This window comes from Hymenobacter sp. FMD4, from assembly GCF_058932745.1.
Map to the genome: position 1 here is coordinate 34,952 of NZ_JBZYWH010000017.1, position 24,745 is coordinate 59,696.

18 protein-coding genes are annotated in these 24,745 nt (G+C 60.1%); 11 read left to right on the forward strand and 7 right to left on the reverse strand.

What is annotated here, in order from left to right; all coding sequences use genetic code 11:
* Positions 1-9 precede the first annotated feature (9 nt).
* The 3 genes from AC5FXY_RS15270 to AC5FXY_RS15280 all read right to left on the reverse strand — a co-directional run bounded on the left by AC5FXY_RS15270 (position 10) and on the right by AC5FXY_RS15280 (position 3,159).
* On the reverse strand, positions 10-1,071 hold the full coding sequence (locus AC5FXY_RS15270) for an esterase/lipase family protein (protein WP_493557564.1): 1,062 nt from the start codon (positions 1,069-1,071) through the stop codon (positions 10-12).
* A gap of 259 nt (positions 1,072-1,330) precedes the next feature.
* Positions 1,331-2,260, reverse strand: coding sequence for a T9SS type A sorting domain-containing protein (locus AC5FXY_RS15275; RefSeq protein ID WP_493557565.1), 930 nt, complete (start codon positions 2,258-2,260; stop codon positions 1,331-1,333).
* Positions 2,261-2,379: 119 nt separating this feature from the next.
* Complete coding sequence (locus tag AC5FXY_RS15280; protein ID WP_493557566.1) at positions 2,380-3,159, reverse strand: rhomboid family intramembrane serine protease; 780 nt, start codon at positions 3,157-3,159, stop codon at positions 2,380-2,382.
* Positions 3,160-3,283: 124 nt separating this feature from the next.
* On the opposite strand from AC5FXY_RS15280, the gene AC5FXY_RS15285 reads away from it, so the two are divergent.
* The 6 genes from AC5FXY_RS15285 to AC5FXY_RS15310 all read left to right on the forward strand — a co-directional run bounded on the left by AC5FXY_RS15285 (position 3,284) and on the right by AC5FXY_RS15310 (position 8,395).
* Complete coding sequence (locus AC5FXY_RS15285; protein ID WP_493557567.1) at positions 3,284-3,643, forward strand: hypothetical protein; 360 nt, start codon at positions 3,284-3,286, stop codon at positions 3,641-3,643.
* Between the two features lie 125 nt (positions 3,644-3,768).
* Positions 3,769-4,014 (forward strand): hypothetical protein, encoded by a 246-nt coding sequence (locus tag AC5FXY_RS15290; RefSeq protein WP_493557568.1) that lies wholly within the window; start codon positions 3,769-3,771, stop codon positions 4,012-4,014.
* A gap of 13 nt (positions 4,015-4,027) precedes the next feature.
* Positions 4,028-4,471, forward strand: a complete 444-nt coding sequence (locus AC5FXY_RS15295) for a hypothetical protein (protein WP_493557569.1) — start codon at positions 4,028-4,030, stop codon at positions 4,469-4,471.
* Between the two features lie 111 nt (positions 4,472-4,582).
* Positions 4,583-5,854, forward strand: coding sequence for a serine hydrolase (locus tag AC5FXY_RS15300; protein ID WP_493557570.1), 1,272 nt, complete (start codon positions 4,583-4,585; stop codon positions 5,852-5,854).
* The gene (locus AC5FXY_RS15305) at positions 5,851-6,504 is read left to right on the forward strand and encodes a M15 family metallopeptidase (RefSeq protein ID WP_493557571.1); all 654 of its coding nucleotides are present in this window, start codon (positions 5,851-5,853) and stop codon (positions 6,502-6,504) included. The genes AC5FXY_RS15300 and AC5FXY_RS15305 overlap by 4 nt, the downstream gene beginning before the upstream one ends.
* Positions 6,505-6,592: 88 nt before the next feature.
* A complete protein-coding gene (locus tag AC5FXY_RS15310; protein ID WP_493557572.1) occupies positions 6,593-8,395 on the forward strand; it encodes a glycoside hydrolase family 10-like protein in 1,803 nt (600 codons plus the stop codon).
* 101 nt (positions 8,396-8,496) lie between these two features.
* Here the strand turns inward: AC5FXY_RS15310 and AC5FXY_RS15315 are convergent, their stop codons facing one another.
* The 3 genes from AC5FXY_RS15315 to AC5FXY_RS15325 are packed head-to-tail and all read right to left on the reverse strand — an operon-like array spanning position 8,497 to position 14,521.
* Entirely contained in the window at positions 8,497-9,789 is a 1,293-nt protein-coding gene (locus AC5FXY_RS15315) for a hypothetical protein (protein WP_493557573.1), read from the reverse strand.
* A gap of 51 nt (positions 9,790-9,840) precedes the next feature.
* Positions 9,841-11,370: a SusD/RagB family nutrient-binding outer membrane lipoprotein gene (locus AC5FXY_RS15320; protein WP_493557574.1), complete on the reverse strand. Its 1,530-nt coding sequence runs from the start codon at positions 11,368-11,370 to the stop codon at positions 9,841-9,843.
* Positions 11,371-11,413: 43 nt separating this feature from the next.
* Positions 11,414-14,521, reverse strand: a complete 3,108-nt coding sequence (locus AC5FXY_RS15325; protein ID WP_493557575.1) for a SusC/RagA family TonB-linked outer membrane protein — start codon at positions 14,519-14,521, stop codon at positions 11,414-11,416.
* Between the two features lie 341 nt (positions 14,522-14,862).
* Here AC5FXY_RS15325 and nagB point away from each other — a divergent pair, with 341 nt between their 5' ends.
* The 4 genes from nagB to AC5FXY_RS15345 all read left to right on the forward strand — a co-directional run bounded on the left by nagB (position 14,863) and on the right by AC5FXY_RS15345 (position 22,905).
* Complete coding sequence (gene nagB, locus AC5FXY_RS15330; RefSeq protein WP_493557576.1) at positions 14,863-16,779, forward strand: glucosamine-6-phosphate deaminase; 1,917 nt, start codon at positions 14,863-14,865, stop codon at positions 16,777-16,779.
* Positions 16,780-17,107: 328 nt separating this feature from the next.
* Positions 17,108-20,311: a SusC/RagA family TonB-linked outer membrane protein gene (locus AC5FXY_RS15335; RefSeq protein ID WP_493557577.1), complete on the forward strand. Its 3,204-nt coding sequence runs from the start codon at positions 17,108-17,110 to the stop codon at positions 20,309-20,311.
* A gap of 31 nt (positions 20,312-20,342) precedes the next feature.
* Positions 20,343-21,665, forward strand: coding sequence for a RagB/SusD family nutrient uptake outer membrane protein (locus tag AC5FXY_RS15340; RefSeq protein WP_493557578.1), 1,323 nt, complete (start codon positions 20,343-20,345; stop codon positions 21,663-21,665).
* A gap of 61 nt (positions 21,666-21,726) precedes the next feature.
* Positions 21,727-22,905 carry an acyltransferase family protein gene (locus AC5FXY_RS15345; protein WP_493557579.1) on the forward strand — a complete coding sequence of 393 codons (1,179 nt, stop codon included), beginning with the start codon at positions 21,727-21,729 and terminating at the stop codon, positions 22,903-22,905.
* Between the two features lie 255 nt (positions 22,906-23,160).
* On the opposite strand, the gene AC5FXY_RS15350 is transcribed toward AC5FXY_RS15345, so the two are convergent.
* On the reverse strand, positions 23,161-23,844 hold the full coding sequence (locus AC5FXY_RS15350; protein WP_493557580.1) for a hypothetical protein: 684 nt from the start codon (positions 23,842-23,844) through the stop codon (positions 23,161-23,163).
* Positions 23,845-24,220: 376 nt separating this feature from the next.
* On the opposite strand from AC5FXY_RS15350, the gene AC5FXY_RS15355 reads away from it, so the two are divergent.
* Positions 24,221-24,712: a DUF2059 domain-containing protein gene (locus tag AC5FXY_RS15355; RefSeq protein WP_493557581.1), complete on the forward strand. Its 492-nt coding sequence runs from the start codon at positions 24,221-24,223 to the stop codon at positions 24,710-24,712.
* Positions 24,713-24,745 lie beyond the last annotated feature (33 nt).

The following is a 24,745-nucleotide window of genomic DNA, read 5'->3' on the forward strand; positions in this document are numbered from 1 at the left end:
GCGCTTGGCTTACAAGTGCCTGTGCAAGTACTCGTACACCTCAGGATTGGCCAGCAGGGTGCCGTGGTGCTGACGAGGAAAGACATTAATCAAAATCTGACTCCGGCCTGAAGTAGTGCTTTTGAACACGCTGCCCGTGGCCGAGCCGCTGCCCACCAGCCCGTCGCCGAAGTACTGCGCCAGCACCGATTGGGCGTTTTTCAGCAGCGAGGCAGCCAGCACGTGGTAAGTGACGCCGGGTAAGGGTGGCACTTCCGTGCGTGGCGGCAGCAAGTCGTCGGCGTGCGGGTTCTGCCAGTCTTCGTCGACGAGGCGGGCGTGGCGCAGGTCGCGAATCCCATTGGAGCGTCGGTCGATGGTGTCGGCTACCAGGCGGGCCAGGCGAAGATCGAAGCGGCGTAGCATGAGGGCCGTGAGGAAGCTGTTCTGTTCCAGGAACGAGCCTTCGTTAGGGACGCCCAGTAGGAAGACGTGGCGAAGCTTATCAATCCACGTAGCCTGCCCCTCTTGGCCGTAGTAGCCGGCGCTGCGGATGACTAGGCCTCCCATGGAATGGCCCACCAATACCAAATCCTCAATGGCGTCGGGCCAGGCGACCTGCAACTCCGTCAGCAGCTGGCTTAGCTCGCGGCCGTTTTGCGAAATGTGCCGACCGGAATTGTAACGCACGTACAAGCTGCGCACGCCCAGCTCTTTTTCGAGCCGCGGCCCAAAGCGCGGCATATCAGCGGAGCCGGTCTGCCAGATGAATTCGTCGCCCATCAGCCCGTGCAGCCACACCACCGTGCGCCGGGGGCCATCGGTAAGGTCCAGCTCCGATGGTGCTATATCAGCTCCGTTGCGGCGGAAACTGAGCTGAATGGCGCGCTGGTCGCCGCGGGCTTCTAGCTGGTCACCGATGGCGCCGTTCAGGGCTGGGAGCAGAAAGTGACGGTAGCTTCGGCCGGGATAGTTGAGCGCATCGGGGCCGGAAAACGGAGCCGTGGCCGCTCGACCAAGGGCCGCGGCTACCCGCCGCCAGCGCGGCGAGGCTTTGGGAGTATCAGCAGAGGATGAAGGCGGGCGTTCCATAAAAGTGTAAAACCTGAACAGCGCAGAAAGGTACGCGCTGCCCCGGGCTATGTTCTGGGTTTGTTTGGCCGAAACGTTTCACGGCCCAAACTCAGGACCCAAAACAAAAGCCAAGGTGAGCGACAGCACTACTAGGCCTGCTAAGCCGCGTGAGCAGTACTAATAAGCAAGCCGAACGGACTTGTCGGTAATAAACAAACCCGCCCGGACAAAGTGCCCGGGCGGGTTTCATGTTGAGAGTAGGAACGGTAGAAGCGGGTTAGCGAATCACAAGGCGGCGGGTAACCGGACCGGCCGCCGTTTCGAGGCGGAGCATGTACACGCCCGGAGTCTGGTTTTGCATGTTGAGGGCGCGGCCGTTGTAGAAGCTTTTGGCTACGGCTTTCTCCGTGTATACCACGCGGCCCATGGCATCGGTGACGGTGAGCGGGGCGGTGGCTACTTCGGGGTTATCGAGCGAGGCCAGGGCAAACTCGCCGGTGCTGCTGGGGTTGGGGTACACGCTCAGCGAAGAGGCCAGCTGCTGGGCCGACTTGTTGGACAGCACCCGGGCACCGAAGGTGATTTCATCCACAATCAGCGAGGAAGACGCGGCTGCATTGCCGGTGCCGGCAATAAAGCCCATGCGTAGCGTGTCAGGAGCCAGCGTGCCGGGAGCGTATTCAATGTTGTAAGCTGCCTGGGTAAAGGTACTACGAGCCACTAGGTTAAGCCCACCCATACCGATCATTTGCTGATTGGACCGCGGACCGCGGTACAGCTGAGCAAACGCACCGGCCGAATCATTAGGGGCTAGCGTAGCCTTGTACCAAAAACGCACGCTGCCTGGTCGGCTGGTAAAAGGAACGCCGCCGGCATTATCGAGGTCATCCGGATCGGCGCTGGTATTGATGGAGCCGATTACCAGGACGGAAGGCAGAAAGCCGGTAAAGCCCGGTATCGGAATCGGGAAGGTGCGGCTTTGAAGCTGGGCCGCGAAGTTGCCGGAGTGGCGGTCGGTAGATTTGGTGACGAAGTCAAGCGAAATAGGAATGCCCTGCGCGGCTAAGGCGTCGTCCAGGGAAGACCAGCTTTGCACGGACTCGCGGCCGTTGCGCTGCACCCAGGTTTCGAAGCCGTTGTTGGGGACACTCTGGGCCCAGCTGGCCAGCGGGCTGAGCAGCGCGAGAAGCAGTAAGATTCTTTTCATAGTCAGGGATGATAGTTGGGTCGGGAGAAAGAGTATTAGAAAGCTTGAATGGTTGCAAAGGTCAGGCACAAGATGTTGCCCGTCAATCACATCATCGGGTGAGGGAGAGCCGCCCAGTGCTAAGCGGCAGTGTGGCGGCGCAGCAAAGGCCACGCCAGCAACAAGCCCGTCAGCAAGCCGCCCAAGTGCGCCGCATGGTCGACGCTGGGGTTGATGGTGGTGGCGAAGTTGGTGCCCACGATGTAGAGCGTGTGCACAAACAGCGCGGCCCGGGCAGGGCGGCTGAGCTTGGTGGCATTGGTGGCCGTGAGGGCCAGCATAGCCCCGTACAAGCCGAAAATAGCCCCCGAAGCGCCCACGCTGTTGACGCCGCCTGTGTGCCACCACAAGCTCGCAAGGCTGCCGCCGATGCCCGTCAGGCCGTAGAGTAACAACAACTGCCCGCGGCCGATCAGCGGCTCCAGCAAAGCACCGATAAACAGCAGGCCGTAGGTATTGAGTAGCAGGTGCCACAAGCCACCGTGCAGGGCGCAGGCCGTAAGCAGGCGCCACCATTGCCCGCCGGTAGTAAGCGGGGTATAGTTGGAGCCCCAGGCTATCAGGTCTTGCCCGGCGGGCTGCACGGCATCTACCCCGCTGGCCACCATCAGCAGGTAGATCAGGATATTGAAGCCGGCCAGGCCGAGCGTGACGGCCACGGCGCTGGCGCCGGGCAAGGCGGTGGCAGCAGGAGTGGGAGGGGTGGCTTCGGGTTCCGGAACCTGGCCGCGGCGGCGCAGCTCAGCCCAGGCTGCTTCCACCAGCTCAGGCGCAAACGACCGGCCGTGCTGCGTGAGGTAGAGGAGCTCGGCGTCGGTTTTGCGGGCGAAAGCATCGGCCAGGGGCGAGGAAGAAGCCATGCCAAAGGGGCCCGCTACAAGTTTGCCAAGCCGTGAGGGCCCGCCAACTTGGCAAGGCTGCCAGCCGAACCGCGGCCCCGGCCTGCCGTATAGCCATGTACCGCACCCCCGAACCCAAAACACCATGGAACAAGATCCAATTCAGCAGGAACCGTTTAACCAGGAGATGAACGCCCGCGAAGCCGGCCGCGAATACGATGCCCAAGCCACGGCTTCGGGCCAGCCCCCGTCAGAGCAGGAACGCGACCCGCAGGGCCGCTTTGGCATGGGCGACCGGATGGGCGTGCTCACCGGCGAAAACGCCGATGACAACTCGGGCAGCGGTGGCAATGTGGGCGGCCAGCCCACCACAGGCAAAAACGTGAGCCGCAGCACTGAATACAACAACCCTGGCAACGCCGCCGACGGCGACGTGGGCGGTAGCACCACTTCGGCCGGCACGGCCTCATCGGGCAGTCAGTCGGGCCAAGTGCCGGGACTGTAAACAGGGACGAGTAAGTTTTTGAAGTTGAAGGGTGCGTATAGGCAAAAGCCAAGCTCACCGTTGCACCAGCTCCTAAACCCTCCCCTTACCATTTCACTTCTCACCTCTAATTCCCCCCTACAGCTATGAGCAATCAACCCAAAAGCGAACAACCGAATCCGACCAATCAGGAAAGCAGCGGCGCCGATAAAGTAGGCGTGGCCAACAGCGGCCAGAACCAGTTTCCGCTGAAAAAGGATGCCCGCGAGGCCGCCGAGCGTAACGCCAAGGATAATCCCGATGAACTGCCTTCTGCTGGCTCGCAGGTACGTGAAGCGGCCAAGCACGTGAACAGCGGCCGGCACGAATCCAACCAAGGCGACCAACAATAAAACGCACCGAGCCATGTCAGCAGACAAGCAGAACAGCAATAGCGCCAACGATCCGAACGCCAACCGTCAGGTAGCGCCCGGCCAGGCCCCCATCGATAAAACCAGCCCCGACGGCAACGTGAACCGCAGCGAGCAGAAGCGCATGGGCGGTGCCAGCCCGAGCACGGAAGGCACGTCCGAAGCCAGCCGCAGCACCCACGGCCAGCACGGCGGCAACCATGGCAACGATTCCGACAACCTAAACCAGCAGCCCGCCTCCGGCGAAAATGCCAAAGGCAGCTCGAACCGCGGTGGCCAGGTACCTGCCTCGCAGCAAAACCAGGGCGGTGGGCAAGACAACGAAAAAGCCAACCAGACCAAGAATACGACGGACTACAAGTCGACGTATAGCAACGGTGGGTCGGCCCCAAGCTCGGCCAACGACGGCGGTAAAATTGACGACGCCGACAATCAGTAAGCTAATGAGTGCGGGATGACCGGCGCAATAAGCCGCTAGCCAACCCCGAACTTTATCCATTCGCTTGTTTTTTGTACCGGTTCATCGGCCCGTGAAGTATCTTCCGGCCTGATGAACCGGTTTTTTGTGTCCTGCTTGCTGCTGACTATTGGGCCGGCGGCGCAAGCCCAGCTAGGCAATCCGCTGAACGCGCTGCTGCGCCGCGATACCACCGCGGCCGTGCGCAAAGTCATGGCCAATCCGGCCGCGCATCGGCTGCAAATCATCTATACCCAAATCCGGCGTGATGCGCAGGGGCGGCCGTCGTTTAAGTCTTACTCGTACCGACTGAAGCCGGAGGAATATTTCTACCCGGCTAGCACCGTGAAGCTGCCCGCGGCAGCCGTAGCCTTGCAGAAGATGCGCCGCCTGAGCGCCGCTAAGTTGGAGCGCGAAACGTTGCTGCAAATTGATTCGGCCTTTGCCGGCCAAACGCGGGTGCTGATGGACAGTAGCGCCCGCGGCTACCGGCCCACGCTGGGGCAATACGTGCGCAAGATTCTGCTCGTCAGTGACAATGATGCTTTTAATCGGCTGTATGAGTACGCGGGGCAACAGTATTTGCAGGAAAGCCTGCGGCAGCTGGGCCTGCAGCGCACACGCATCATTCACCGCCTGTCGGTAGGGGACAAGGAGCCCGGCTCCCGGCATACCAACCCGGTGATTTTTTTTGCCGACACCAGCCGCCAGACGGTGCTGCACCGCCAACCGGCCGCATTCAACCAAGGCGCGCTGCCCCCGCTGGCAGCCACCAATAGCATGGTGGGCAAGGCGTACATGCAGGGCGAAAAGCGCATCGACGAGCCGCTGGATTTCAGCACCAAGAACTTCTTTCCGCTCACCGAGCAGCAACAGGTGCTGCGGGCGCTGCTGTTTCCGGACTTTGTGCCTGTCCGGCAGCGTTTCGACTTGCTGCCCGATGACTACGCCTTCCTGCGCAAATACATGCGCCTGCTGCCGCGGGAAAGTCAATTTCCGAAGTACGACCCCAAAGAGTACCCCGACAACTACGCTAAGTTTCTGCTGGCCGGAAACAAGACGAGGCCGCTTCCCGAAGGCGTGCGCATCTATAACAAGATCGGGCAGGCCTACGGCTTTCTGATCGACAATGCCTGCATCGTGGATTCGCTGCGGGGCGTGGAGTTTATGCTCTCGGCAGTGGTGTACACCAACAGCGACGAAGTGCTGAACGACGACCATTACGACTACGACACCGTGGGCTTCCCGTTTCTGCGGCGGTTGGGGGAAATGGTTTATCAGTACGAGCTGGGCCGCACCTCGCCGCGCCGCCGCGAGCAGGTGCGGACGTATTGGGCCGAGAAGAACGAACGCGCGACCCCATGATGATTGTGCAACAACCCGCTATTCCACCTAATCAGTACGGCTTGGCCGTGGTAACCGACGTGGCCCTCTACCGCCAGCAAGTGCGCCGCGACCCAGCCCACGAGCTGATCGATCTGACGCGGCTCATTCCCGGTCTGCGGCTCGATATCCGCTACGCCACGGCCAACAATCTGGTAGGCAAACCGCTGTATACCGAACCGGCAGCCTACCTGCGCCGGCCAGTGGCCGAAGACCTGCGCCGGGTGCAGCAGGAGTTGGCCAAGCAGGGCTACGGGCTGAAGATTTACGACGCTTACCGGCCGTATACTGCCACGGTGCGCCTGTACGAAGCCTTGCCCGACGAAACGTACGCCGCCCCGCCCACCCGCGGCTCGCGGCACAACCGCGGCTGCTCCGTAGATGTGGGCTTGGTGGACCTGCGCACCGGCCAGGACCTGCCCATGCCCACAGAGTTCGACGCCGTCACGCCCCTGGCGCACTCCGATTATCAGCAGCTGCCTGCGGACGTGCTGCGGCACCGGGCGGCCCTGCACGCGGCCATGCAGCGGCACGGCTTCGTGAACTACCGCGCCGAGTGGTGGCACTTCGACCACCGTGGCTGGGAGCAATTTCCGCTGCTGGATCTGCCTTTTGCCACCTTGCGGCGTTGAGGCTGGGCCACGACGTGCGTAACTTGCAGCGGGCAAACGGGGTCGGCTGGTTGTGGCTGATGCCGAAGTTGTCCACTGTGATTTGTTGATGCGTCGTTGTTTGTCGTTTGCCGCCGGTTTGGCGCTGTTTGTTTCGTCTGTTTCGGCCGTGGTGGCTCAGCCCTCGGCCCCCGCGCCGCCCCCGGCCAAGGTTAAAAGCCCCATCATCACGGCGCCCATTCCCACGCCACCGCCCAAGCGGGAACTGCGTGGCGTCTGGATTGCGACGGTGGAGAACATCGACTGGCCGAGCCGGCGCAACCTCACGCCCGAGCAGCAGCGCCAGGAATACATCCGAATGCTGGATCAGCAGCAGCGCACCGGCATCAATGCCGTGTTTGTGCAGGTGCGTCCGGCTTCCGATGCGTTCTACCAAAGCAGCCTGGAGCCGTGGAGCAAGTGGCTGACCGGCCAGCAGGGCAAAGCGCCGGGCTGGGACCCACTGCCTTTCCTTATCGAGGAGGCGCATAAGCGCGGCATGGAGTTCCACGCCTGGTTTAATCCTTACCGCGCTAGTACCGACACCGCCACCGACCGCTTGGCGCCCAACCACCAATTTCGGCAGCACCCGGAGTGGTTTTTCCGCTACTCCGGCAAGCTGCTCTACAACCCCGGCCTGCCCGAGGTGCGCAATTACATTACCCAGGTTATCATGGACGTGGTGCGCCGCTACGACATCGATGGCGTGCACTTCGACGACTACTTTTACCCGTACCCCGATCCGGGCCAGACCATTCAGGATCAGCAAGCCTACGCCCGGTACAACGACCAGCGTTTGGACGTGGCCGACTGGCGTCGCCGCAACGTAAACCAGCTGGTGCAGCAGGTGCACGACTCCATCGATAGCGCCAAGCGCTGGGTGAAATTTGGCATCTCGCCCTTCGGCGTGTGGATGAACCAGGTAAACCACCCCGACGGCTCCGATACCAAGGCCTTCCAGGGCCACACCGGCCTCTACGCCGATGCCCGCGAATGGCTGCGTCAGGGTTGGGTCGATTACGTACTGCCGCAATTGTACTGGAGCACCAACTTCAAAGTGGCCGCTTACCCCACGCTGCTGGAGTGGTGGTCGCGCAACCGCTTTGATCGGCACCTGTACATCGGGCACGGCGCGTACCGCATGTTCGAAACCACGAAGTCGGACACGACGTGGCGCAACCCGCGCGAGCTGCCACGGCAAGTGCGCCTGAACCGCTCGTACCCCACTGACGTGAGCGGTAGCGTGTTTTTCTCGGCCAAATCGGTGCTGAACAACCCGCTCAAAACCACCGATTCACTGCGCGAAAATCTCTTCCGCTACCCGGCTTTGATGCCTACCATGCCGTGGAAAGACGCCGTACCGCCCCGCTCGGTGCAGCAGCTCACGCTGGTGCGCGCCGGTGGCCCGGTCACGCTCACCTGGCGCCCTGGTCCCGCCGCCGCCGATGGCGACTCGGCCTACGCTTTCGTGGTGTACCGCTTCGCGCAGGGCGAGCAGCCCACGCCCGACGACCCGAAGCATATCGTGGCCATTCAGCCGCGCTTTCACCGTACCACCCTGGCTTTGGTGGATACCGCCGCCCGCCCTGGCACCGAGTACGCCTACTACATCACCGCCATCGACCGTCTGCACAATGAAAGCGGCCCGTTGCGCGTGACTACCATTGGCTCGGAGGCCGGCCCCGTGATTGTACAGGCAGAGGCGCCGGTGGCCGCCGCAAGCACTGCTCCGGCAACAGCCCCAGTAGCTACCGCCCCCGCCGCGACGGAGCGTCCCTCGGTAACGAAATCGACCACAGTATCCGGCAACAACATCATCAAGACCAAAACCAAAACGAAGAAAGGCTTCTTCGGTCGTTTATTTGGTAAATAACGTTTCGGACTCCCACTGCTCTGGTTAGTCAGTAAATGGTTTAAAAGAAAACCGCCGCCCGGATTGCTCCGGGCGGCGGTTTTTGCTTGGGGGTGATGGGCTTACAAAGCCTTCACATCCAAGTTGAGCGTCACGGAAGTAGCCGTGCGGTTGAGGCCCGTCACAGTGAAGATGACGTACTGATCGGCATTGCGCAAGCGGGCGATGATTACGTCGCCTACTACCACGTTGTCGAGTGTGGTAAGCTGGTTGGCAGCTGGCGCGGTCAGATAGGCTTGGCGGATGCTATTCAGGGTGGCGGCAGTGTAAGCGGCCGTAGTGGAGCGCACAAACTTCGTAGCGTTCGGAGCTACAGCCTGCAGGCGTACGTTGTTGGTGGCGATGCTCGTAATGGCTACGTCTTTGCTGGCAGCCGGACCAGCAACGGGTACGGCCGTGAACGTGGTCAGGTCGTAAGCCGCCAGGTCGCCGCCGGTGGTGCCGGTGTAGGTGAGCGTCACGTTACGGGCTGCGGCCAGGTTCGTGGCGGTGCCGGGCGTAATTGGGTTGGCCGTAACCGTAGCCGTCCGGAAGGAGGTAGGAGTGCCGGGAGCGGGGAGGGAAGGCCCGGCTTGGAAGCGAGACTTGGCTTCAAACCGGTACACTACGGCTTGGCCGCTGCTGCCACTGGGCACGGTCACATCTACGTTTACGGTCGTCTGGGCTCCCGTTTGGGCGCCAGTGGCGGGCAGGCGTTGCCGGGCCACGCGCCGCTCGGCCGTAGTACCCACGCGTACGTAAGTAATCAGGCTGTCGAGGTCTTTGTACAAGGTGCCCGTGGCTCCCATCGTTGTAGCCGTGGTAATTCCACCCTCGTTCAAAATGAGGCTGTAGCGCACCACGTCGCCAGGTACTATGGTAGCCGTGGCCGGAGCCGTCTGGTTCGCGACGCTGTTGATGCGAATGGTTGGGCCGGCATCGGCTACCCGGAAGCTTAGCGAACGGGTTTTGGTTTGCCCGTTGTCGGATACTACTACGGCATCGAGGCGGATGTTGGCCTTGTTGGCCGCCTGTGGCACCACGTAGTTTACGATCAGCGTATCGGCATTCTTCAGGCGCGAGAAAGCGGCCTGGTAAGGAATGGTCTGGGCGATGGTCGAGTCGCGGTTCGGCTCAATCTTTTGCAGAATGCGGATTTCCCGGATGGGCGACGTTTGCTGCGCAAACTGCAGCTCGAAGCTCACGGTTTCGCCCACGGCGTACTTGGTAGCCGTACCGAGGGTATTGGCCAGAAGCGTCGGAAATTGGCCGCCTGCTTCCTCGTAGTAAGTCTCGATTTCCTTTTCACAGCCTACGAGTACGGGGGTCGCCAGCGCCAGCAGCAGTGCACTGCGGCGGAGTATGGAGTATTTCATGTTTGTTCGTTTTGCGTGTCACGGAAAAACCCGGTGGGTAAGGCCAGCCGATTAAGGCTGGTCCCACCACATGGGTAGCGTGATGTAATCAACTGCCGAGGCGCCCAGGGCATTGATGGCCTGTGGGTTGTACAGCACTTCCGTGCCGCCAGGCATCATCCGGCGCGGCCATTTGCCATTCAGCCCACTGAAGGCCCCCACTGGGTAGCGCAGGTTGGGGTAGATGGTCGGGTCAAAATCGAAGCGGCGCAAATCCGACCACGATTCCGGGTTCAGGAACATGGCAATGTACTTCTGCTCCATGATTTGCTTCAGGGTCAGATCAGACGCAGTCTGGGCCACGGCCGAGCTGCCGAGGTAAGCCGTAATCTGAGCAGCCGTGATGGTCGGGAACGTTACGGCCGGGGCGGAGAAGGTGCCACCCACCCCAATTTTGGCCATGTGCGCCCGAATACCTTCGCGGTAGGCGGCCAGCGCACGGGCCCGGTCGTTGGCGCGGAAGGCTGCTTCTGCCTCAATAAACTTCTGCTCGTGATACGTAATCATCTCGAAGTAGCCCAAGTCGCGGGCGTACCAGCTGGAGTAAAAGTCGGTGAGGTTGCCGGTGAGGGTGGTAGCCGTACCACCAGCCACGCCGGGGTCGGTGCCGGTGCTCACAGCGGTGGCCATGATGGGGAAGCGCGGATCGACCACCCCCGGAAAGGCAGCGCCAGCAGCGTTGCCGTTCAGGTATTTAATAAAGTTGGCTGAGAAAGTGGCCGTGGCGAAGTTGTTGCGCGTGGTCCCGAAGATGTTGGTAGTGGTGGTCAGCGGTGCTACGGCCGCCTGGAAGTTGATCTGGGCATCATCGGCCGAGCTCTGGAAGCCCTGGCTGGTGAGCGTCAGAATCTGCTGCGGGTCGTAGGCTTGCTTTTTGGTCAGGTGGTTCAGCTGACGGGCTTTGAGCGCATTGGCCAGCCGGATCCACTTCTGTACGTCGCCGCGGTACAGGATGTCGCCGCTGATGCTGGGCGCGGTAATGTAGAGCGGGCGGAAGTTGGCCGAAGCCGGCTTCTGCATCTCCACGATGCCCTCATCGAGCAGGCGGATGATGGTCTGGTAGATTTCCTGCTGCGAGTCGTACTTGGGCGTGTAGTTAGCCGCGCCCTGAAACGCCTCAGTGTAGGGGATATCACCCAGCATGTCGGTGGCGTGGCTCAGCAGCAGCGCCATCATAATCTTGCCGGCGCCCACGTAGTACACCGAGCCTTCGCGCTGCGCCTGCTCGATCATCGGGCCGATGTTGCCGCCCGAGTAGAAGTAGGTGTAGTTAAAAGTATTGGTGCTGTTGCCGTTGGTCAGGAAGAACTGATCGGTGCTGCTGACGGGCGAGCGGCGCACGGTGTACTGCGTGATGTACGCCGTGGTGAGCGAGGTGAACATCTGCGTCTGGCCAGCCTGCGAAATGATGCCGGGCAGAATGAAGTTCGGTGTTGCCGTGACGGGGTTGTTTGGGTCGGTGTTTACGTCGAGAAATTTCTCGCACGACGTAAGCGCCCCGCTGCCCAGCAGCAGACCCAATACGAGGAGGTACTTTTTCATAAGGAGATGTCTCTGAAGCCTTGCGGATAATCAGGCAAGGAAATTAGAAATTGACCCGCAGGCCCATGTCGACGCCGCGCGTGCCGGGCACGCTGCCGTAATCGAAGCCATTGGAACCGCCACCGCGCACACCGGCACCCGCCGACGACGTTTCGGGGTCGACGCCGGAATACTTGGTGAACAGTAGCAGGTTGCGGCCGGTCACGCTCAGCTCCAGTCCTTTGACAAAAGAGTTGCCGAAGAAGCTGGTAGGCAGCGTGTAGGTGAGGGTGGCATAGCGCAGGCGAGTCCAGGAGCCATCCTCGATGAAGGGCGTACCTACGGCACTAAGTATGTTTTGGTAATACGCCTGCGTGAGTTCCACCTGGCGGGTGTTGGGGGTATACGTACCATCGGCATTAGCCACGACGCCATCGAACACTACTTGCTTATAGCGGTCGGTGGTCCGCTCGCTCAGGCCCGTGCGGGTCGAGAACCAGTCGTTGCCGTTGACCACTTTGCCGCCCTTGCGGAAATCGAGCAGGAAGGCCAGCGAGAGGCCTTTGTACGATACCGTGTTGGTCAGTTGGGTAGTAAAGTCCGGAGCCCGGTCGCCCGCGTACACGTACGTGGTGGTATTGATCAGCGGATAGCCAGTGCTTGGGTTGATTAGGATGCGGCCATCGGGGGCCCGCTGGAAGTCCAGGGCGCCTACCGAAGTGATGGGACGGTTCGGGAAGGCCCCGCCGCGTGCCGCGTCGATTACCCAGGCGTCGGACTGGTACACCTCTGTCAGGAAGCTAGGCAGCTCCACAGCCGTGTTTTCGTTGCGGTGGAAGTTGCCGATGATGTCCCAGGTGAAGCCGTTGGCCGACTTAACCGGCGTGCCACGCAGCATCACTTCGAAGCCTTCGTTCTGCACCGTGCCGCCGTTGATGTACTGCAGGATAAAGCCTGTAGCCTGGCTTACGCGCGGCGCGATGAGCTGGTCGCGGGTACGCGAGCGGTAGTAGTTGAAGTCCAGGCCAATGCGGTTCTGCAGAAACTGCAAATCAATGCCAGCTTCGTAAGCGCGGGTGCGCTCCGGCTTCAGAATGGGGTTGGAGCCGAAGAAGCCGTTGCGGAAGCCCCCGCCGATGTAGGTGCCCTGCGCCAGCGGTGATTCTACGCGGTACGGACCAGTGTCTTTGCCCACTTCGGCTGCCGATACGCGAATCTTGCCGTAGTTCAGAATGGGGTTCTGATCCAGGCCCAGCGTGCGGGTAAACTCATAGCCCAAAGCTGCCGACCCGTAGCCGAAGCCTTTGCCGTAGTTCTTGTTCTTATTGGGGCGCGGCAGCGTCGACGACATGTCGTAGCGGCCTTGCAGTTCCAAGGTCAGTTGGCTAAACAAATCCAGGTTCAAGCGGGCAAAATTGCCCACCAGCCGGCGCTCTACGTTGGAGGTAAGCGCGTTGCGGTTGACCGTGTTGTTGATGGAAACGAAGTCCGGGTTCTGAAAAATCAGGCCGATGACGTCGGTGGTTTCCCGGCGGCTCATCTCCACGGTATTGCCTAGTATCAACGAAGTCCCAATGTTTTCGCTGAACTGGTGGCGGAAGGTGGCCAACAGGTTGGAGGTGAGCAGGCGGTTGAAGGTGCTCGTTTCGGCAATGCCGCCGTTTTGGTTATTGGGCTGCGAGGTGCCCACGGCGCGTACCGAGCGCGACTTCTCGTTGTAGAGGTCGGTACCCAGGTTATAGCTTACCGACATCCACTTGAGCGGGTCGTAGGTAAACTGCGTGTTGCCGATGAAGCGGTTCGTACGGTCCGTCTGCGGGTTGCGGTTCACCGTGAAGTACGGGTTGTCGGCATCCTGCGCGCTCGTCAGGTTACCCACTAAGCGGCGGCGCGACCCATCCGGGTTCAGGTAGTTGCGGGCATCGTCGTTGCGAGGCCAGTTCAGCAAGCTCACCATGAAGCCGCCGGTGCCCCCAAACAAGCCTGGGCCTTGCAGCGGCCGCTTGCCGCCTGAGTTCAGGTATTGGGCCGAGCCGGTAGCGCTTATCTTGGGCGAAAGCTTCACCGTGCCCGACAGGCGCACCGTAGCTTTATCAAACTCACTTTCCGGTACCACGCCCTTCTGATCCAGGTGCGAGGCCGATAGAAAGAACGTGGCCTTATCGCCCCCGCCCGACATGGTCAGGAAGTTCTGAAAAGTCGTGCCCCGCTGGAAAAAGTCGCCCACGTTGTCGTACACCGTTTCGTTCGGGCCGAAGCGCGGGCCCCACGAGCCGCGGGTGGTAGCGTCGAACACGCCGTTGGTGCCCTGCTTGTACTGATTCTGCAGCTTGGGCACCCGGCTCACCTCATCCACCGAAAACTGCGTGCGGTAGTTGATGGTGGTGCGCCCTGCTGAGCCTTTCTTGGTGGTAATCACCACGGCGCCGTTGGCAGCGCGCAGGCCGTATAGGGCCGCCGCCGCCGGGCCTTTCAGTACCGTAATGGAGGCAATGTCTTCCGGGTTGATGTCGCCGGCGCGGTTGGCCGAGCCTACCGAGCGGCCCAGCACCCCGTTGAAACCTGAGCCGCCGCCCGGCGCCGTCGATTCCACAAACGATGAGTTATCCATGATAACCCCGTCGATGATGAATAGCGGCTGGTTGTCACCATCAAGCGAATTGGCTCCGCGGATGATGATACTGGCGCCTTCGCCAGGCGCCCCGCCCGAGCTGGTGATCTGTACGCCAGCTACCTTGCCCTGCAGGGCGTTTACGATGTTGGTCTGGCGCGACTCGATGATATCCTTCGAGCTTACTTCCTGCACCGCGTAGTTGATCTGACGGCGCTCCTGCTCGATGCCGTAGGCCGTTACCACCACCTCGTCGAGGTTGCTGGTGGAGGCAATCAGCGAAATGTCAACAGTGGCGTCGTCACCCACGGAGCGCTCCACGGAGTTGTAGCCGATAAAGCTGAACACCAGCGTAGCACCGGCCGGGGCCTGCAGGGAGAAGCGCCCGTCAGCGCCGGTTTGGGTGCCGATGGTGCCGCCTTTTACCACCACGTTTACCCCGGGTAGGGGCGTGCGGTCGGCGGCCGCCGTCACCGTGCCGGTGATGGTGCGCGTCTGGGCCTGCACCTGCTGCGCCAGCGCAAGGCCGGGCAGCATGAAAGACCATAAAAGTTGCTTCATAGGGGGATGGGAAAAGAGTGGGAGATTAGTCAAAAAAAACCGCGCACCACTAACCAGTCGTGCGCGGCTGAGCTGGAGCATGGAAGCTACAGCAGATGGGAGCGGAGGGACAAGAAGCTGACATAGAAACTGATCAGCGAGAATTATAGCACGAAATCCATTGCAAAATGGAAAAACTACGCGCAACTATATTGTTTTTTAGCTTCAAGCGGGATTAAAACTACTGGAAGGGTAACATTAAGTCAAGATTAATCTCGATTTAGCCAAACTTTTCGCCTAAGCCTTGCAGCTGCTTCCCAAAACCTTATACCTTGTCGGCACCCAACATCCTGCCCCTTGCTATGCACCCTGTAGCTACCGCTGAACGCGTCCCTGTACGCATTTATCAGGATTCCGAACAAGCCTCCGCGGCCGTGGCCCAGCAAATCGCCGACCTGATTCGGCAGCGCCACGGCGAAGGCCGGCCCTGCGTGTTAGGCCTGGCCACTGGTTCGTCGCCCACGCGCGTCTATGAGGAGCTGGTGCGCCTGCACCGTGAAGAAGGCTTGTCGTTTCAGAATGTCATCACCTTCAACCTCGACGAGTACTACCCCATGCAGCCGGATTCGCTGCAGAGCTACGTGCGCTTCATGCACGAGTACTTGTTCGACCACGTGGACATTCCGGCCGAGAACATTCACATTCCCGACGGCACCGTGCCGCAGGAAAAAATAGCTGAGTACTGTCGCCATTATGAGCAGCAGATTCAGGAGCTCGGCGGCATCGATTTGCAACTGCTGGGCATCGGGCGTACCGGGCACATCGGCTTCAACGAACCCGGCTCCGGCGCCGCTTCGCGCACCCGCCTCATCACCCTCGACCACATCACCCGTACCGATGCGGCCTCCGATTTCTACGGCGAGGAAAATGTGCCGCGCCGCGCCCTTACCATGGGCGTAGGTACCATCTTGGAGGCCCACCAAATAGTGCTCATGGCCTGGGGCGAAGGCAAAGCCGCCGTGATTAAGCGCATGGTGGAAGGTGAACCAACTGACTCCGTGCCGGCCACCTACCTCCAGCGCCACCCGGCCGTGCAGGTAGTGCTGGACGAAGCCGCCGGCGCCGAGCTCACCCAGCGCAAAACGCCCTGGCTGGCCGGTCTGCCCTCCAACTGGCGCGACGCCGCCACCGTGCGCAAGGCCGTAACCTGGCTGGCGCGCCGCTTGGAAAAGCCCATTCTGAAGCTAACCGACGAAGACTACAACGAGAACGGCCTCTCCGACCTGCTCGCCGAATCGGGTCAGGCCTACGGCATCAACATCCGCGTCTTCAACGAGCTGCAGCACACCATCACTGGCTGGCCCGGCGGCAAGCCCAACGCCGACGACACCTACCGCCCAGAGCGCGCCACGCCTTTCCCCAAGCGTGTATTGATTTTCTCGCCGCACCCCGACGACGATGTAATCAGCATGGGCGGCACCTTGCTGCGCCTCGTCGATCAGGGCCACGAGGTGCACGTGGCGTACCAGACCTCCGGCAACATTGCCGTGTTTGACGACGAGGCTATTCGCTTTGCCGATTTCGTAGCCGACTACGACGCCGCGTTCCGCTTGCCCGGCGAGGAGCCAGCTGAGAATCTTTACCACCGCGTATCAGATTTCCTCCGCAACAAAGCGCCCGGCCAGGTAGATTCAGCCGAGGTGCAGCAGATCAAGGGATTGATTCGGCGCGGGGAGGCGAAGTCAGCCTGTCGCTTGGCCGGTATTCCCGACGAGAATGCGCACTTCATGGACTTGCCGTTCTACGAAACCGGCCGCGTGCGCAAAAAGCCGCTGGGCGAGGAGGATATCCAGCTGACCATCGACTTGCTAGAAAAGATTCGGCCGCACCAGATTTATGCTGCCGGCGACTTGTCAGACCCGCATGGCACGCACCGGGTATGCCTTTCGGCCATCTTTCAGGCCGTGCAGCGCCTGCAGTCTGAAGGCACCGAATGGCTGCAGGACTGCTGGGTATGGCTGTACCGCGGCGCGTGGCAGGAGTGGGACATCGACCAGATTGAAATGGCCGTTCCCATCTCGCCTGAGGAACTCACGCGCAAGCGCCGCGCTATCTTCAAGCACCAGTCGCAGAAAGACCGGCCGCTGTTCCCGGGTGCTGACCAACGCGAGTTCTGGCAGCGCGCCGAAGAGCGTAACCGCACTACTGCCCGCATCTACGATCAGCTGGGCTTACCGGAGTACGAGGGCATTGAAGCTTTTGTGCGTTGGAAATATTGATGTTGATTGTCATCTGACAAAGCCTCGTTAACTGAGGCATGTAAACAAGAAATTCGCCCGCCTCAGGAAGCATTCCATTATGCTTGCTGGGGCGGGCGAATTTTTGTGGAGCCAATTGAGCAAATCGGCAAAGACAGGGAGTAAGAACGGTCTGTGAGTTAGGTAATTCCCGCAGTGATTTGGGCGTATGGCCGGTAGAGCGGGGCCAATTTTGACGACTACAACTGCTTAGATTATTATCTTGTATTATTTTAATTATTTATAGAAAAAGTATTATAACTTAACGAAGCATTGCCACTTCACTCTACCCAATCTTCATTCCCTTACTATGCGAAACACCTACTTTTTGACCAGGCTGCCCTTGGTTTGGGGTTGCCTGGTTGCCGGTTTGTTGCTGACGCTTTCGCTGACCACGGCCGCGCAGCCTGGCGGCAGCCAACAGCAATACACGCTGCAAGGCCGCGTGACGGACGAGCGGGGGCAGGGGCTGCCCGGTACTACCGTGCTGGTAGTAGGCACCACCCAAGGAGCCTCGAGCGATGCTGACGGCAACTACCGAATCAACGCCCAGCTAGCCCCTGGTACTTACTCTCTGTCGTTCTCGGGCATCGGCTACAAAACCGTAACGCGCTCAATTATCTTGAGCAGCGGGGGCGGCAGCGTCAGTACCGACGTGACACTGGGAGAGTCGCGGCAGAACCTCGATGATGTGGTGGTTATTGGCTCCACGGTTACGGCCAGCCGGCGCGAACTTGGCAATTCCATCAATACCGTATCGGGTCGGGAGTTGGAGCGCAGTGGAACAGGGCAAGCGCTGAACGCGCTGCAGGGCAAAGTACCCGGCGCTCAGATCGTACAGAATTCCGGTGACCCGGCAGGGTCCGTGTCGGTGCGCCTGCGGGGCATCAAGTCGCTGGCGGGCTCCTCGGATCCGCTCTATGTTATCGATGGGGTAATCGTGAGCAATGCCAGTACCAACGTCTCGCAGCTGGCCGTGGCCAACGACATCGGGTCAGCGAATCCCGGCCAGAACCGCCTCGCCGACATCAACCCCAATGACATTGAAAGCATCAACGTAATCAACGGGGCGGCGGCGGCGGCGCAGTACGGCTCCCGGGCCAACAACGGCGTGGTGCTCATTACCACCAAGCGCGGCAAAGCCGGGCAGACGCGCGTAGCAGCTTATACCAGCTTCATGATTAACGAGCTGCGAGAGTCGGTACCGGTGAACACCTTCGGCAGCCAGTTTGGCTTTGAGGCGCTCCGTCTGTACACCATTGCCGGGGTTACCCCGGCACAGGTGGCGGCCAACCCCGGTACTACCACCGTTGGCATTACACGGGCCGGTACCACCACGCAACTGGCCTCGAACCAGGTGCCCGTGACACGCTACAACTACTTCGATGAGATTTTTCGCCGGGGCTATGGCACCGACAACGGGGTTTCGATAACCGGCGGTTCGGAGCGCACGCAAGGGTTGGTGTCGCTGGGGTATTTTAAAAACCAGGGCATCATTAAAGACACCGACTTTACCCGCTACAACCTGCGGGCCCGCGTCGACCACCGCCTGACGAGCTGGGCCAAGGTTTCGGGCGGCGTGGCCTATAACAACAGCTTTGCCAATGAGAAGGCCAACGGCAACGTGTTCTACAGCCCGATCAACTCGGTCAACATCACCAACAACATTTACGACATCCGACGCCGCGATGCCAACGGTAACCTGCTGGCCGTGGAGCCCACCCGTGTAAACCCGCTCTCGACCATTGAGGACATGAAGTTTACGCAGCGCGTGAGCCGCACCATCAGCGACGTGCAACTTAACCTGACTCCCTTCAACAACTTTTCGGTTGACTACATCCTGGGGGTGGATACCTACAACCAGGCGGGGCAAAACTACATCCGGCCTTATCCTTACCAGGCAGTAGCAGGCTTGCCGCTGGCCCGCTTCCCCAACGGCTTCGCGGCCGATGCCAACAACAACTTCATTCAGCTCAACTCCGATGTGAATCTGGGCTACAACAAGCAGTTTGGCGAGAACCTGAAGCTGACCGTGCTGACAGGCTACAGCTATCAGTTCCAGCGACAGGATTACAGCCGTACTTCGGGGCAGAACTTGTCGCCTTTTATCTCCACCGTCTCGGGCGCTACCACGTCCATAGAGTCGGGGTACGCGCTGAACCAGTTCAATCTCAGCGGCATCTATCTGCAAGGCAACGTGGGGTTCCGAAACCTGGCGTTCCTAACGGCGGCCATCCGCCGCGACCAGTCTAGCATTTTCTCGCCTTCGCAAACCAACCAATACTACCCGAAGGTGAGTGGCTCGCTAGTGCTGTCCGACATCGATGTGTGGAAGAACGCGGCCTTTGCCCGAAACTTTGGGGTCTTTAAGGTGCGTGCTAGTTACGGCGAGTCGGGCGGGCTGACCGCGTTGGGGCCTTATGACCGTTTTGGTTTGTTTAGGCCCGTTTTCTACCGCGGGCAGGCTACGTTCTCGCCCAGCCCCACCTTGGCCAACCCCGAGGTGCGGCCCGAGCGCATGGCGGAGCTGGAAGGCGGCGTTGATCTGGGCTTCTTCAACGACCGCATCGGCCTGAGTGCTACCATCTACAAGCAGCGCATCACCGACCTGTTGCTGCGCCGCTCAATTGCTCCCTCGCGGGGCGGCACAGAGATTTTCGAGAACATCGGCACCATGGAGAACCGCGGCCTGGAGCTGCAGCTGAACGCTACGCCCGTAAAAACTACTGGTTTCAGTTGGGACGTAACGGCCATCTTCAGCCGCAACCGCAACAAGGTGGTGGACCTGGTGGGCTCGTCGGCCATTGAAATATCAAACGTGGCCGGGGCACCTTCGTACCTGCTCAACGGCCAGCCGGCCAGCGTGTTCTATGGTTCGGGCTTTGCTCGAAACCCAGATGGTTCACTGCTGCTTACCACCCAAGGCTTTCCGCAGGACGAGCGTACCCAAGGCACTCAAGGCACTGGCTCGTTGCAGTTTACTCCTGACCGCTCCGGCGCCGATGGCCAACCGAATCCACTTAGTCCCGTGGCCAACATCCTCATTGGGGACCCTAACCCTGACTGGACCGGTTCGCTTTCGTCTAGCCTGACCTATAAAAAGGTGAACGTACGGGTGCTCTTTGATGCGGTACAAGGAGTTGACGTATTCAACGCCGACTACCGGACCCGCCAAGGTGTAGGCCTGGGTGATTTGGCGGAGCAGGAGCTGCGCGGTGAGGTACCACGCGGTTACATCTTTGCGGTTTACAACACGCAGGAGTTCCGCATCGATAACGGCTCTTTCGTGAAGCTCCGCGAGGCAGCCCTTACTTATACCTTGCCCACCTTCACCAGACATATTCAAAGCATGGATGTGTCGCTGATAGGCCGCAACCTGATTTCCTGGGACAAATACAACGGCTTCGACCCCGAGACCAGTGCCGGCGGTGCTTCTGACTTGCTACGCGGCATTGACTTTGGCAACGTGCCCATTCCCCGTACTTACCAGATTCGCCTGAGCGCTAATTTCTAAGGCATAGCGGCAACCTTCCATCTGACTTCGTATGAAAAAGATACTCGTTTTGCTGGCTGCCTTGTCCTTGACGATGAGCAGCTGCGATAAAGAATTTACGAACCCCAGCGCCGCCACTGATGTGCAGGTGCTGAGCACTGCCGACGGGCTTATTGCGGTATGCAACTCGCTGGCTGCCCGCTACAGTACTGGTGGCGCGCTGAGCTTGCTTTACAACACAGTAGCCGCTGGCGGCCTTACTACCAACGAACAGCGGGTTATCAACGTGGGCAACATTGACGAGTTCAATGTCAGCCAGGGCGCGGGTAACGTGACCAACTCGAACGCCGTGGTGCGCAACCTGTGGAACCAGGCGCAGTTGATCCGGGCCAATGCGGACCTCGTGTTGCAGAACGTTAATAATGCGGCCGATCCGGGTACGCGCAGCGGCATCATTGCGTATGCGTCCATCTTTCGGGCTATAGCTTTGGGTACGCTGGCGCAGTTTTTTGAGCAGTCGCCGCTTACCACGGAAGTCAACGCTCCTTTCGTGCCCCGCCAGCAGTTGCTGGAATCGGCCGTGAGTCAGCTGGAGGTGGCCGCCGCCGAACTACAGCGCACACCCGTCTCGGCTGATTTCAATAGTAAAATTGTTTCGGGCGTTGATCTGCCGAACACTGTGCAGGCCCTCATTGCCCGCTACAGCCTGATGGCCGGCGACAACGCCAAAGCAATTGCCGCGGCTGGCCGTGTGGACCTGACGCGCCGATCGGTACTGACCTTCGACGAAGTAACCCGCAACGCCGTTTTTGAATGGGCGTACGGCAACCGCAACGTAATAGAGCCTACTGATGCCAACTTGGGCCTGCCCGCCGCGTTGGCTCCGGAGGCGAATGACCAGCGCATCCCGTTCTATGTGCGTGCAAACCCCACGGCCACGCAAAATCGGGGGCTGGGCTTCTACTCCGCTGCCAATGCTCCCGTGCCGCTGTACGTGCCCAATGAAATGTTGCTGATTCGGGCCGAGGCTTTTGCCCGCCAGAATGACCTTACCAATGCCGTGACTGAACTGAACCGCGTGCGCACCAGCACGGCCGCGGCCACCACTGCCGGCACGCCACCGCTGCCCACGGCTCCTCCCGGCGCCGGGCTGCCGGCCTACTCGGGCCCCCTGAACAGGGAGGCCATATTGCTCGATATCTACCGGCAGCGTCAGATTGAGTTAGCCTTCCAAGGCTTCCGGCTAGAGGATAGCCGTCGGTTTGGGCGGCCTGGGCCTGGGCAGCCTGGTGCCGAGCGCAACCGCAACTTCCTGCCGTATCCGCGCGGCGAGCGGGAAAACAACACTTCAACTCCGGCCGACCCCACCATCTAAAGAGCCATAATGAAAAGTCCCCTGCCGTTGAAAGCAGGGGACTTTTTTCGTTCTTTACCCTATGCAATCTACCACCCAAGCCGCCGTCGAAACCACGCATGCGGTGCCGCTGGCCGAGGCTTCGCAGCCGGGTCGGCTCGTGTCGCTCGACGTTTTTCGGGGCATAACCGTCATGGCCATGATTCTGGTGAACAACCCCGGCGACTGGGGCCACATCTACGCGCCGCTGGAGCATGCGGCGTGGAACGGCTGCACGCCTACCGACCTCATTTTTCCTTTCTTTCTGTTCATCGTGGGGGTGTCGCTTGTGTACGCCTTAGATGGCGTAAAGCGGCAGGGCGGGCCGATGGGCCCCATCATGCTGCGCGTGGTGCGGCGCGGCGCGGTCCTGTTTGCGCTTGGGTTGTTTTTGTCGCTATTCCCCAAGTTCGATTTCAGTGTAGTGCGCATTCCGGGCGTGCTCCAGCGCATTGGGCTGGTGTTCATCGTATGCAGCCTGATCTTCCTGAACACGCAGCGACGCACCCAGCTTTGGCTGCTCGGCGGCATTTTGGTTGGTTACAACTTATTGCTGGTCATTCCGGCACCCGGTCAGACAGAAGCCTTGCTACTGCCCGGCAAAGACCTCGGCGCCTGGCTCGACCGCACCATTTTGACGGAGGCGCATCTGTGGAAATTCAGCAAAACCTGGGACCCGGAAGGCTTGCTAAGCACCTTGCCCGCCATCGGCACGGGGTTGCTCGGGGTACTTACCGCGCAATGGCTGCGCCGCAAAGACGTAGCTCCGGCCGATAAAGTGGTGTGGCTGTTTATTAATGCGGTGCTGTTCATTGTGCTGGGCATGATCTGGAACGCCTGGTTTCCCATCAACAAAAGCCTCTGGACCAGCTCCTATGTGCTGTATACCGGCGGCATCGCCCTTGCTGCTCTGGCCACACTCTACTGGATCTGCGATGTGCAGGGCTGGCGCGGCTGGATCAAGCCGTTTTTGGTGTACGGCGTCAATGCCATTACCGTGTTTTTTCTGTCGGGGCTGATTCCGCGCATTCTTAATCTGATAAAAGCTCCCCTGGCCGACGGCCGGGAAGTGGGGCTGAAGGAGTGGCTTTACCAGACCTTGTTTGTGCCCTACTTCGCTGTGCCCGAAAACGCCTCGCTGGCCGGTGCCGTCACGCTTATCCTGATCTGGCTTGGCATTTTGTGGTGGATGTACCAGAAGCGCATCATCATCAAAGTTTGAGTGCGGTTTCGTTCCGGCGCTAATAGTGCTGTCGAATGCCAAAGCGGCCTGCTCCTTAGGGGTAGGCCGCTTTGGTTTAAGGTAAGTGCCCCAAATGCTCACTAATCAACAAACCCATGTATGACGGACTCTGATAGCTGCTTGCTTACTCGCGTTTCGGTTTGCCCGGGAGGACGCTTTAGCACCCCCTAAAACGCAAAGCGGGCGGCCCGAAACGAGCCGCCTGCTTCACCATTTCACTCACCTAAGGACTTTTCAGTCCCGGTACCATTCGGTGCCGTTTGCTTCCCGGAAGCTCACGACGCCATATTCCTTTGTATAGTACACCCGCGTTACCTGGCTGGCCGCGGCTGGTTGGCCGGCCACTGGCTCAAGGTGCGGGTACTCCAAAACGTTTTGATAGATGCGCCCCCCGAAGGAGGCAGTTGGCAACATGCGCACGCCCGCAGGCAAGGCTAGCAAACCGCTGAGCTCAGCTACTGGCAGCGCTAAGCTGGTCTGTCCCCAGTTCAGTCGGGCGGCCAAAGGCCGTGGCTGCGTGGCATCGGTCACTGCTGCGGCGAGCGTGAAGGTGGCTGCGTGCTGGTAGCTGTCGGGGCGCTGGTAGTAAGCTGAGTCGATGCGTTCCAGACGGGCGCCCGTTTCCTGCTGATAAAAGCTTACGCGGGATGAACCCTCTGGCAAACCGGGTAACACCCGGTCGGAAAGCCCTTTTACTTGGTAGCGGCGTACGTAGCCCGCGGCGTTGCGAAAGTGCCATTCCTCGCCCAGCCGGTACGGTGCCGACCACTGCTGTTCTGTCTGGCTCAGCAGGTAGTGCGGCAGTTCTTTGTTGTCTAGCTCACCGAAAAAGCCGTTGCCGCACCCGGTAAGCAGCAGCGCGGCTGCCAGAAAGCTCAGCAGCGGCACACGGCGCACAAGGGTGAGGAGAGAGGACATAGTCGGAGAGACAACAGGGGTAGAAAATGAGCCGCTTGCGCAGTAGCGAACCGGCGATACAAACTTCAGGGAAAACAGTGTGCTTGTAAATAGCATATGCATGTGATGCCGAGGGCTTCGGCGCAGCGGTGACTTGGTCAGCAAAGCTGCCGCGTATGCTATGTCAACAGATGCAAAGCGCCGGGCAAACGTTGCCTGCGTTGCCGGCGGCGTTTGGGGTGGTCGTTATTAATCCATGGATTCAGCTGATTCCTGCGCTATAGTATAGCAAGGCAGTGCCATGCAGTCACCGGAAAATGTGATGGGTAAATGTGTGCTAACGGGCCTGGAAGAGCCGCTAAATGTCCGACCAAGCAGCCTTTGCGTAGAAGCAAAAATGAAACAGCTACTAATACTCGCTGCTGGCCTATTGCTGGCCGCGCCGGCCGCTTCGGCCCAATCCACGGCCTCGGCTCAAGGCACGACGGCCCCCCTTTCGGCCGGGCAGCGCAAAGCCGCCGAGGAGCTGATGACCGCCATGCAAATGGAGAAGAATACCAATTCCGCACTGGACCAGATGCTCTCAGCTCAAATGACGCAGCGCCCCGAACTGAAGCCCGTAGAAACCGAGATGCGTACTTTTCTGAACAAGTACCTAAGCTGGAATTCCCTTAAGGAAGACATGGTGCAGTTATATGCGCAGGAGTTCAGCGAAAAGGAATTAAAGGACCTGACCAAGTTCTATAGCTCGAGCACCGGTCAGAAGTTCATTGGTAAACAAAGCACGCTTATGGTCGCTGGCATGGAAATCGGCCAGCGCCGCATGCAGGAAAACCTGCCCGAACTGCAACGCAGCATCGAGGCCAAGATGAAAACCGTGACCGAATAAGTTATCAAAGACCGAAACGCAAAACGCCCGGCT

Bases quoted from the DNA above. Each gene is read 5' to 3' on its own strand.
- AC5FXY_RS15285 (WP_493557567.1), top strand. From the start codon at position 3,284: ATGGAACAAGATCCAATTCAGCAGGAACCGTTTAACCAGGAGATGAAC.
- AC5FXY_RS15325 (WP_493557575.1), bottom strand. From the start codon at position 14,521: ATGAAGCAACTTTTATGGTCTTTCATGCTGCCCGGCCTTGCGCTGGCG.
- AC5FXY_RS15270 (WP_493557564.1), bottom strand. From the start codon at position 1,071: ATGGAACGCCCGCCTTCATCCTCTGCTGATACTCCCAAAGCCTCGCCG.
- AC5FXY_RS15355 (WP_493557581.1), top strand. From the start codon at position 24,221: ATGAAACAGCTACTAATACTCGCTGCTGGCCTATTGCTGGCCGCGCCG.
- AC5FXY_RS15280 (WP_493557566.1), bottom strand. From the start codon at position 3,159: ATGGCTTCTTCCTCGCCCCTGGCCGATGCTTTCGCCCGCAAAACCGAC.
- AC5FXY_RS15290 (WP_493557568.1), top strand. From the start codon at position 3,769: ATGAGCAATCAACCCAAAAGCGAACAACCGAATCCGACCAATCAGGAA.
- AC5FXY_RS15300 (WP_493557570.1), top strand. From the start codon at position 4,583: ATGAACCGGTTTTTTGTGTCCTGCTTGCTGCTGACTATTGGGCCGGCG.
- AC5FXY_RS15340 (WP_493557578.1), top strand. From the start codon at position 20,343: ATGAAAAAGATACTCGTTTTGCTGGCTGCCTTGTCCTTGACGATGAGC.
- AC5FXY_RS15305 (WP_493557571.1), top strand. From the start codon at position 5,851: ATGATGATTGTGCAACAACCCGCTATTCCACCTAATCAGTACGGCTTG.
- AC5FXY_RS15310 (WP_493557572.1), top strand. From the start codon at position 6,593: ATGCGTCGTTGTTTGTCGTTTGCCGCCGGTTTGGCGCTGTTTGTTTCG.
- nagB (WP_493557576.1), top strand. From the start codon at position 14,863: ATGCACCCTGTAGCTACCGCTGAACGCGTCCCTGTACGCATTTATCAG.
- AC5FXY_RS15345 (WP_493557579.1), top strand. From the start codon at position 21,727: ATGCAATCTACCACCCAAGCCGCCGTCGAAACCACGCATGCGGTGCCG.
- AC5FXY_RS15335 (WP_493557577.1), top strand. From the start codon at position 17,108: ATGCGAAACACCTACTTTTTGACCAGGCTGCCCTTGGTTTGGGGTTGC.
- AC5FXY_RS15320 (WP_493557574.1), bottom strand. From the start codon at position 11,370: ATGAAAAAGTACCTCCTCGTATTGGGTCTGCTGCTGGGCAGCGGGGCG.
- AC5FXY_RS15295 (WP_493557569.1), top strand. From the start codon at position 4,028: ATGTCAGCAGACAAGCAGAACAGCAATAGCGCCAACGATCCGAACGCC.
- AC5FXY_RS15275 (WP_493557565.1), bottom strand. From the start codon at position 2,260: ATGAAAAGAATCTTACTGCTTCTCGCGCTGCTCAGCCCGCTGGCCAGC.
- AC5FXY_RS15350 (WP_493557580.1), bottom strand. From the start codon at position 23,844: ATGTCCTCTCTCCTCACCCTTGTGCGCCGTGTGCCGCTGCTGAGCTTT.
- AC5FXY_RS15315 (WP_493557573.1), bottom strand. From the start codon at position 9,789: ATGAAATACTCCATACTCCGCCGCAGTGCACTGCTGCTGGCGCTGGCG.